The organism is Facklamia sp. P13069 (genome assembly GCF_050409405.1).
GTDB lineage: Bacteria > Bacillota > Bacilli > Lactobacillales > Aerococcaceae > Facklamia.
The window spans coordinates 20,862-30,215 of the sequence record NZ_JBNUPN010000024.1 but is presented as its reverse complement, the minus strand read 5'-3'; the positions used below and the strand labels follow the sequence as shown (position 1 = coordinate 30,215).

The following is a 9,354-nucleotide window of genomic DNA, read 5'->3' as shown; positions in this document are numbered from 1 at the left end:
AACCGTTAATTGCTTAATCTCCTTGGATAGCATCAACCCTATTGGACATAGAGCCAAAAAAGACCGATTAACCGATCTTTCTTGTCATTATTTTGCTACTTGTTCTACATTTTTTCCTGCGTAGAAACCACAATTACCGCATACACGGTGGCTTAATTTCATTTCGCCACACTCAGGACAAGGATTCATTCCTGGTACGTTTAATTTGAAGTGAGTACGACGCTTTCTTTTTACTGCTTTAGATGTTCTTCTTTTTGGTACTGCCATGTTTTACACCTCCTGGTAGTTGATGACCATTATTTATCTTGGTCTGATAATAACGTTTTTAAGGCTGCAAATCTTGGATCAACTTGATCCTCTTCTGCTTGGTTTTGAAGATTATATTCTTCTTCGGTTACGACTGTCCAGTCTTTGCCTGAAGGAAGATCTGTATCATCCTCTGCAATGACTTGTCTTGGAATATTCAAAAGAATATTATCAACAGCAGACGCTGCGAGGTCAATATAGTCATGTTCAAGAACAATAGTGGTTTCCTCATAGTCTTGAGCATTAAAGTCTAAACTTTTATCAACGTAGCTTTCTCTCACCTTTATTGATAAAGGGACAACTACAGGCTTCAAACTACGAGTTGAAGGCAATGTCACGTCCACATCAAATTGGCAGTGGAGCACAAACTCTTCATCACGCAAAAGGAAGTATCCCTTAGAATGCACTTCATCTATGTGGATTATATCCGACTTGCGTTCACTTATTTGTGATTGGATATCTATTCGCTCATCAAAAGAATAGATGCCGTCACGACAGGCCTCACGTAATTGACGAAGGGTCCATTTCATATATATCACCTCTAAAACGACAAAATAAATTATACTTAAGAAAAGACAGCTTGTCAATCACAATAATCAATTCTAAACCAATATTAGTATAGCTGATTGACGTTCATATTACTAGTTTAGCTTGCTATAAATAAGGCTCATTTAAATAAATGGGATGCTTTGCTATCACTTGTTCTTCAGTTTTTTTATTAGGATTGGCCTGCAAAATACTATCTACTTGCAAGGACAAGTGATAATTGTCTGCTATTTCTTGCGATAAATTAGAAAAAAGTTTTAGTTTTTCCGAATTAAAGCTGCTTAAAAAGGCTCGTCCCACTTGATTAAAAGCCAAGATACGAAGCACTTTCTGCTTTTTATTTTTTGTTAAATAACTTTGCCACATTGTTTGATCAATATGCAATAAAACCATCATCAATAGACGTTGTACAGCTGACCGTGTCCACCGACTCGAAGTAAGAGCATCCACTAATTCCTCCCAAGACTGAGTTTTGAGATTTTGCTTATAGATAGCCGACTCCATCCCCTCGACCATTCCTTGAATTTTAGCAAGACCTTCTTTCCCCAACGCTAAGATAGCATAGTTGAGTAAGGTATAATAATCTTGCCATTCGATTAAGGAATGCATTTGCAACTTCTGCCAAGTCATTATCGGAAGATTTCGAGCTTTTAGAACACCCTCTTGAACTTCCTTTCTGATTTGACTGCCTGAAAGGATAGATATTGGTTGTAGCTCATGTGGTAGCTCAATCCACTGTTCTAGCTCTTGAGTTTCTTTAAGACGAGGGATAACAATTGGTTGAATTTTAGAACCTTTTAGTGCTTTTAAGTACAGAATGCCTAGCATTTGATTGCTAGCAGATGGATCGAAACTTAAACTGTATTCATGCTGTTTCAATTGTTGAGCGACAGCCGTTTGATAAGCGGCTGGGTAGGCCTTTCCTTCTTTAAGTAAAAGACGGATATTTTTTTGCAAGTCCGCATCAATTAACTCAATAAAATTTAAATAGGCTTGAAGATCTGATAATTCAGCCGATTCACTTCCAAAAGCTAAATAATCAACCTCCAAGTCTTTCATGATGTCAACGGAGCTTCCGGCAAAAAAATCCGCTGCCTGCAGACTAGCATTCAATGGAAGTTCGAGGACTAGGTCTGCTCCATTTTTTAAGGCAAGCTCTGCCCTATGCCATTTATCCAGAATAGGAAACTCCCCTCTTTGCACAACATTCCCACTCATTAAAACGATAATGCATTCAGCTTGAGTTAAGGTCCTTGCCTTTTTGAGCTGATAGAGATGGCCATAATGAAAAGGATTGTATTCTGCAATAATGCCTAAGGTTCTCAACATTTATTCCCCCTTTTGACATACAAAAAACCAACGATCAGTCTTTTGATCTTGAGATTCGTCATACTGACGTTCACCAAAATTGACCAAAACTTGAATTTGTTGTGGTTGCAAGCCTACTTCTAGTAAAAAATTTTTATAAGTAGCTAAGGGATAGGTTTTTTCTTCTAGGTCGACTTGATAACGTCTATAAAAATCTTGATCAGCTTCAGACTCAATGCGATCAAAGACAGTTAACTGGTGAATTACACTTAAATCATTAGCTTTAGTGAAAGATGTCCACAATAGAGCACCCTTTTCATCTTCATCCTGATAAGAAAATTGATCAAATCCTTGACTCAATTGATAAGGGGTCCATACATCAAACAATAATCGACCACTATCTTTTAGACAATTAACCATTGAAAAAAGAGCCTGTTTAAGCTCTTCTTCATTCTTTAGAAAACATAAAGAATCTGCATAGCAAGTCACTAAATCATACTTTCCCTCTTCTGCTTCTAGATTGAGCATATCACCTTGTTGAAAGATGAGGTTTTCATATTCATTTCCTGCTTGTTTTTTAGCTTGGTCAATCATTGCTTCATTTAAATCCATACCCTTAACTTGCTGATAATTCTTAGCTAATAAACGGCTAAAATAACCTGTCCCACATGCCATATCCAAAACATTTTCAACAGCTTCTCCTGCATGAGCTAAAGTAAAATCTAGCCACTGATCATAGGCGCTCAAATCATTAAAACGGTCATAAACCAAAGCGACATCGGTAAAACTCATTAAGGATTCACCCATGCAGAAATGTCCACTAATGGCGCATCTCGCCAGATTTTTTCTAAATTATAATGGCTACGCTCTTCATAATGAAAGACATGAACAACGATTTCATAAATATCAATTAAAATCCAGCGTCCGCCATCTTTTCCTTCAGAACCCTTGATATTTATATTCGCTTGATGACATTTTTCAATGATTTCGTCCACAATCGCATTAAGTTGACGTTCATTCTTGGCGTGCATGATTACAAAATATTCTGCCAAGGGTGTCATTTGACTTACATCTAAAGCCATAATATCTTGGCCCATCCGATCGTCCGCCGCTTTTACAATTACTTCTAATTTTTCTTTACTTGATAATGTCATAATTCCTCCTAAATAGCTTTATTTGCTTTATAATTTTTAATCCAACTATTATAGACTTCAATTTGTAAGGGGAAAAGATATTCTTGCCTTTTCATCAAGTGCTTTACTGTCATACGCATCTTCAAAAAACAAGCCTTATCTAAATCAATTTGACTTAGTTTTCTAACCTTATTGACTCCTTTAAAATTACGTCCTTCTTCTGTATAGTCTGCGATATAAAGTATTTTTGCAAGTTTTGACATTTGGTGCCAGCCCGTAGTATGAGCAGCTACCGCTTGAATAATTTCATCATCTTGACATGCTAGATCCGTTTTCAATATTTGTGCAGCAGCAAAACCATGCCAGATTCCTTCTGTTGCGTCTTCAAGCCGCTCGTCTGACCAAAATGCTTGAGCTAAATTTAACATTGCCTCGGATTCAATTTCTTTGGCATAGTCATGCATTAAAGCAACGATTGATGCTTTTTCGATATCTTCTTCATAAAGCTTCGCTAACTCAAGCGCTTTTTTTTCAACCCCCATTACATGATCAAACCGTCTTTTTGATAAACGCTTTTCTAATTGATTAATCAACTCTTGACGGCTCATATTAATAAAGTCTTGTTGGTAAATAAGTTCTTCTGTCATAAAAACTCCTTCTTTCATCAATCCAAACGTCGATATAGGTCGTGGCGGTTAATGTAGTCTATCACCGCATCAGGAACTTGATAACGAATGGATTGTTCCAAGTAGACTCTTAGACGAATTTCCGTTGAAGAAAGCTCTACCAAAGGACTGTCTACCCAGATGATTGGATATTGCCCCCCATAAATTTCTTCGCCTGGACGTCGCACACCCACAAATTGAACCATTGAAGCCAATTCACTAATGTCACGCCAAGTCTCTAGTTCATTAGCTGAGTCACTCCCAATGATAAAGTAAAAGTCGCACTCAGGGTAAGCTTTCACGAAATGCCTCATAGTATCAATGGTATAATTTTTCCCACCACGATTAACTTCGTAGGCTTGGAGTTTAAACAAAGGATTACCTTCGATCGCTCTTTGAACCATTTGCAGCCGGTGTTGAGAAGCAATGGTCTGCTTCCCCGGCGCATGAGGTGGCTTTGCGGTTGGCATAAACCAAACTTCATCTAAATCTAATTGTTTTCCTACTTGTTCAGCCATCATTAAATGACCTAAATGAGGCGGATTAAAAGTCCCTCCTAAAATACCGATGCGTTGGCGATCACGGTCGGTTGTTAAATCCGCTATTTGTCCTAAGGTGATCGAGGCATATTCTCGCTCAAGCCTCAAAATAGTTTGTTCACTGACGATCGTCCGCATGGAGGTCTCCTTTCTGTTGCTATTGAATAGTGGCTATTTCTTCACTTATTCTTTGATATTTTTCTTTGTGAGAAGGGCGATATAGAACAGCTGTATGTCCAACGGTTTGAACAATTACTGCATTAATTGCTTGAGCAATTTGTTCAGCCGCTTGATCAATTTCTTCATCAGAATTTTGCAGAATATTAAATTTAATTAATTCTCTTTTTTCAATGGCATCATCCACTTGTTGAATAAAGACTTCTGTAATTCCTAATTTTCCGATTTGAAAAATTGCTTTTTCTTTTTGCGCTTTTTTTCTAAGAAACTTAATTTGTTTTTTATTTAATACGGTCATATTGACTCCTTTTCTAACTAGATCTGTTTAACCTAAATCATACTTTCTCTTTGTGTAACTTGGACAGCTTTTGGAGCCCATAGTCTTACTTGAACAGGTTCATTAACTGTTAACCATCCTAGTCCAGCAATCGCTAAATCTTGATTGGGTTTTAATTGATAATCCCTTCCTTGTAGTTCAGGAAAATTAACTGCTTGATTGAGATATGGAGGACTTAAGAGTTGTCCTTTGTGCTCAAGGTAAAAGTCATCTGCCTTATCCGTTTTAGTCCGGTGAATATATGTCTCATTGGAGACATAAAAAGTAAAGGCTGCCCTTTCTCCTGCTATAAAATCAACTCTACCTGCTCCAGCTAAAAAGAGTGTTTGACCAGCATTTAACTGAAAAGTTCTAGGCTTAATTGCTTTATTGGGTAATAGTTTTTTCATTCCCTGACGATCTAAGTAATGAGCCAGTTGGTTTTCCTTGATAATTCCCGGAGTATCAATGATACCCGTTGTTTCTGTTAATGGTATACGAATCGTATCGAGTGTGGTGCCCGGATGATCAGAGGTTGTGATTATTTCTTTGTCTCCACCATAATGTCTCAGTAGTTGGTTAATTAAGGTAGATTTTCCAACATTAGTAACTCCCACTATGTAAACATTACGTTGTCTTACCTCGCGGTCAATCCGATCAATTAGAGCTTGTAAGCTAGCTGGATTATTGGCTGACAGCAAAAACACTTCGTCTGGTTTTAAACTATTTTCAAAGAAACGCTGTTTCAACCAATGAACGATTCGATTTTGTTTGACTGATTTTGGTAATAAGTCTACTTTATTAGCGACTAAAACAAAGGGTTGCTTGCCAATAAAACGATTTAAGCCAGATAACATACTTCCTTCAACATCAAATATATCAATAACATTCACTACAAAAGCATCGTCTTCTGAAATGGAAGAAAGGCGATCCAGAAATATATCGTCTGAAATTTGCACATCCTGTAGCTCATTATAATGACGCAGTCTGAAACAGCGCTGACAATAAAAATCGCCTTCTATTTTTTTCTTCTCCAAGATAGAAGCCAATAAATACCCCATCTTATTAGGATCTTCACTTTGAATTTCAGCCCCACATCCAATGCATTGATAGTTTTCTTGTAAATTAGTTTGGTCTTTCAAGTTGGTCCCCCCAGTCTCCATGTCGGTCAATCCCAATCCATTTCAGTGCCATTTTTTCTAAAGTGCGATTGACCAGGGTGTAAATATTATCATTATTGACAATAGGTTTAACTAAAAGTACTTTCAAACCTAAACTCTTAGCTCCTATTACATCGGTCATTATCTGGTCACCGACCACTAAGACATGCTCCGGCTTAACTTGCATTCTTTTCATTGCTAAGCGAAAACTACGTCTGAGCGGTTTTAAGGCGTGACCGAGATAAGGTAATTTTAAAGGATCCGCCACCCTATGTACTCGTTCGGGATGATTGTTGGATAAAACAAATAATTTTATACCTGCATCTTGCATACTCTTTGCCCATATTGCTAATTCTTGGGTATGATCTAGGCAATTCCATGCCAAGAGTGTATTATCAAGATCTACTATTAGGCCTTTAATTTGCTGGTTGATTAGATCAGATGGCTTAAGACGATAAACTGAATTAAGACACCAAGTGGGTTGAATCAATTTTCTCATGATTCCTCCTATACTTTTTTATTATCTTCATTAACTTATTTCTTTTTTTACTTAAAGTCATTATAGCACATTCTTGTATTCTTATACTCATGATTCACTGGCTCTAATATTTATAATTATCTTGCTTAGGATTTTAACTGATGAAAAGATTATATGTTTATGATAAATAAAAAGAGGTCTAGGATTTCGATTATCCTCAGACCTCTTTTTGTTTGTATTAACCCAACAGATCAAATATTTCAATGGCTACTAGATCAATGTTGTCAAAGCGGAAAACAGTTCCCGTTTCTGATTCTGTCATTTCAAAAGCATCATCATTTGGTAAATAAGTCACTTGGCATTTTTCAATCCCATCCAATTCAAATCGACGAATTTCAACTTCATCTTTTGCCTTAGTCATTGTTTCTAGTCGTTGAATAATTCCAGTAAGTACAGATGCTTTCATGATTTCCTCCATTCTTCACTAAGAAGATAATTTATTTTATACAAGGTATACTAACAAACTGAGATAAAATTGCAAGAAATAAATTTTAAGTTGCTTCCCAACTTAGAGTGAGGAGGACTATTAAGCTTGATCCCACCAAAGCTTAATCAAAGCTTGAGTACCATCATTTTCATGACCTTCTTTTGCTAATTCTTGGTATAAATCATAGGCAAGTTTTGTACCTGGTAAATTTAAATTGGCTTTTTCAGCTTCTTCTAAAGCAATACCTAAATCCTTGATATAGTGCTTAACAAAAAATCCAGGTGAATAGTCTGATTTTAAAATACGAGGGCCATAATTGGACAATGACCAGTTATTAGCAGCTCCACCAGTCAAGGTTGCAATAACTTTTTCTAAGTCTAACCCATTTGCTTTAGCATACCTTAATGTTTCGACCATGCCGGTCATTGTCCCAGCAATCATAATCTGATTACTTGCCTTAGCATGTTGGCCAGAACCTGCAGAACCATGGAGTTGAATACTTGCACTAAATGTTTCAAGAATAGGACGAACTTGATCTAAAGTTGCTGCATCTCCTCCAACCATAGCTGTTAGGCGTCCTGCTTTTGCTCCTAAATCTCCACCAGAAACAGGTGCATCTAAAACAGTAACACCCAAAGCTTGTCCTTTTTTAGTGAGTTCCTGAGCCAAACTTGGTCTAGAGGTGGTTAAATCAATAAAAACCTGACCTGAGTGAGCACCCTTAAACAAGCCCTTTTCACCTAGGTATACCGCTTCAACATCTTCAGGATAGCCAACTATTGTTAAGACTAAGTCACATGCCTGAGCAACTTCTTCAGGTGAAGCTTGCCAAATAGCCCCTTCTTCAACCAATTGATTGGCTTTAGACCTCGTTCGATTATAAACATAAAGCGGATAACCAGCTCTTAATATGTGTCTAGCCATTGATTGTCCCATAACACCTAGTCCGATAAAACCTACTTTGAGTGTTTGATCCACTATATTTTTCCTCCTATTACAATTTCACGAATAACATTTTTTACTTTACTAAAGACACGATCAAAAAGGCCAGTTTCTTCTTCAATATATCGCTCACATACTTGCTTGTAAAAGGTTAAAACTTGATCCGTAAACTTTTCTACTGATATTTCATATAAGTTATCTGTATCAATTGGATCAACTTGTTTTGAGTCTTTTTTCTCCAAAAAGTCTCTAATTGCTTGATTAAGTGTGTAATTTTCATCAAATAAGGCGCCAAAAGCCTCTTCTTGCATCACAGTCTTGAGGTAATCATTACTCTTAGCAATGATTGGACAGCGGTTAACAATTGCTTCTAGATAAGTCAACCCTTGCGATTCCGACTCTGAGGCATTTACATATAAATCAGCCATTTGGTAATAACGCCAAACTTCATCATGATCGACAAATCCGACAAAGCGCACATCTAAATCATGTTTACGACTAAATTGTTCTAGACTATCTCTTTCTGGTCCATCCCCAGCAATCACTAATTTTAGATTTGGATCCTTTTGCTTCAATTCACAATAAGAATATAAGACTTCAATTATATTTTTTTCTTTAGATAAACGTGATAAAGATAATAATACACGGTCTTTACTATTAAAACCTAAAGTCTTCCGCAAAGTTTTAGCTTCTTCTGGTTTAAAATTTGGAATGTTTACTCCAGTAGCTATTATCTGTATAGGAACATGAACACCATAAGATTCTAAAGTATCTTTAGTTAATTGACTGGGCGCAATGACTGCATTTGATTGGTTACAATACTGACGTGAAATAACTCTTACATGATTGGCTTGAACTAAGAGCCCATCTAAAATATAGTGGGTATAATTTTCATACATTGTATGATAAGTATGTATATTAGGAATCTTCAAACGGCTAGCAACATACTTACCAGCTAAACCCATACTAAACTCGGTGTGCGTATGAATAAGGTCTAAGTTCATGGAACGCGCTATTTTCAAACAGCGATCGAATCCCCGATATGCAATTCTTCGATCAGAAAAACTTAAAAAGGGAACACTTGAAATCCTAACAACATCTGGCTCTGCTTCTGCATTCGGATCAGTAGTAGTGAAGATAACTACCTCATGTCCTCTAGCTCGCAATTCTTTTGTTAATAATTTGATTGAAGTTGATACACCACTTAATTGAGGAAAGTAGGTATCCGTAAACATGCCTATCTTCATAATGCTTCCTTCCTAGAGCTTATTTCTATTCTCATCTATTATAGTAAATA

13 protein-coding genes are annotated in these 9,354 nt (G+C 36.7%); all 13 read right to left on the bottom strand.

The genetic code is table 11. The annotated features are described in order from the left end of the window. Positions 1 to 87 precede the first annotated feature (87 nt). Entirely contained in the window at positions 88 to 267 is a 180-nt protein-coding gene (rpmF, locus tag ACQV2T_RS07615) for a 50S ribosomal protein L32 (RefSeq protein WP_428874498.1), read from the bottom strand. A gap of 29 nt (positions 268 to 296) precedes the next feature. Next, entirely contained in the window at positions 297 to 836 is a 540-nt protein-coding gene (locus ACQV2T_RS07610; RefSeq protein WP_428893472.1) for a YceD family protein, read from the bottom strand. A 124-nt stretch (positions 837 to 960) separates the two neighbouring features. Beyond that, the gene (locus ACQV2T_RS07605; protein ID WP_428893471.1) at positions 961 to 2,181 is read right to left on the bottom strand and encodes a nucleotidyltransferase family protein; all 1,221 of its coding nucleotides are present in this window, start codon (positions 2,179 to 2,181) and stop codon (positions 961 to 963) included. Beyond that, a complete protein-coding gene (locus tag ACQV2T_RS07600) occupies positions 2,182 to 2,952 on the bottom strand; it encodes a class I SAM-dependent methyltransferase (RefSeq protein ID WP_428893470.1) in 771 nt (256 codons plus the stop codon). Then, positions 2,952 to 3,314 (bottom strand): ribosome silencing factor, encoded by a 363-nt coding sequence (gene rsfS / locus ACQV2T_RS07595; protein ID WP_428874831.1) that lies wholly within the window; start codon positions 3,312 to 3,314, stop codon positions 2,952 to 2,954. Before rsfS ends, ACQV2T_RS07600 begins: the two co-directional genes overlap by 1 nt. Positions 3,315 to 3,322: 8 nt before the next feature. Further along, positions 3,323 to 3,940: a bis(5'-nucleosyl)-tetraphosphatase (symmetrical) YqeK gene (gene yqeK / locus ACQV2T_RS07590; protein ID WP_428874493.1), complete on the bottom strand. Its 618-nt coding sequence runs from the start codon at positions 3,938 to 3,940 to the stop codon at positions 3,323 to 3,325. A gap of 17 nt (positions 3,941 to 3,957) precedes the next feature. Then, on the bottom strand, positions 3,958 to 4,635 hold the full coding sequence (locus ACQV2T_RS07585) for a nicotinate-nucleotide adenylyltransferase (protein WP_428874491.1): 678 nt from the start codon (positions 4,633 to 4,635) through the stop codon (positions 3,958 to 3,960). Positions 4,636 to 4,654: 19 nt separating this feature from the next. Further along, on the bottom strand, positions 4,655 to 4,972 hold the full coding sequence (yhbY, locus tag ACQV2T_RS07580; protein ID WP_428874833.1) for a ribosome assembly RNA-binding protein YhbY: 318 nt from the start codon (positions 4,970 to 4,972) through the stop codon (positions 4,655 to 4,657). Positions 4,973 to 5,004: 32 nt separating this feature from the next. Further along, positions 5,005 to 6,153, bottom strand: a complete 1,149-nt coding sequence (gene yqeH, locus ACQV2T_RS07575; protein WP_428893469.1) for a ribosome biogenesis GTPase YqeH — start codon at positions 6,151 to 6,153, stop codon at positions 5,005 to 5,007. Continuing rightward, the gene (locus ACQV2T_RS07570; RefSeq protein WP_428874488.1) at positions 6,116 to 6,649 is read right to left on the bottom strand and encodes a YqeG family HAD IIIA-type phosphatase; all 534 of its coding nucleotides are present in this window, start codon (positions 6,647 to 6,649) and stop codon (positions 6,116 to 6,118) included. Before ACQV2T_RS07570 ends, yqeH begins: the two co-directional genes overlap by 38 nt. Positions 6,650 to 6,866: 217 nt before the next feature. After that, positions 6,867 to 7,094: a YkuJ family protein gene (locus ACQV2T_RS07565; RefSeq protein ID WP_428874487.1), complete on the bottom strand. Its 228-nt coding sequence runs from the start codon at positions 7,092 to 7,094 to the stop codon at positions 6,867 to 6,869. Positions 7,095 to 7,214: 120 nt separating this feature from the next. Then, positions 7,215 to 8,093, bottom strand: coding sequence for an NAD(P)-dependent oxidoreductase (locus ACQV2T_RS07560; RefSeq protein ID WP_428893468.1), 879 nt, complete (start codon positions 8,091 to 8,093; stop codon positions 7,215 to 7,217). Further along, on the bottom strand, positions 8,093 to 9,304 hold the full coding sequence (locus ACQV2T_RS07555; protein WP_428874485.1) for a glycosyltransferase family 4 protein: 1,212 nt from the start codon (positions 9,302 to 9,304) through the stop codon (positions 8,093 to 8,095). The genes ACQV2T_RS07560 and ACQV2T_RS07555 overlap by 1 nt, the downstream gene beginning before the upstream one ends. Positions 9,305 to 9,354: the final 50 nt, after the last annotated feature.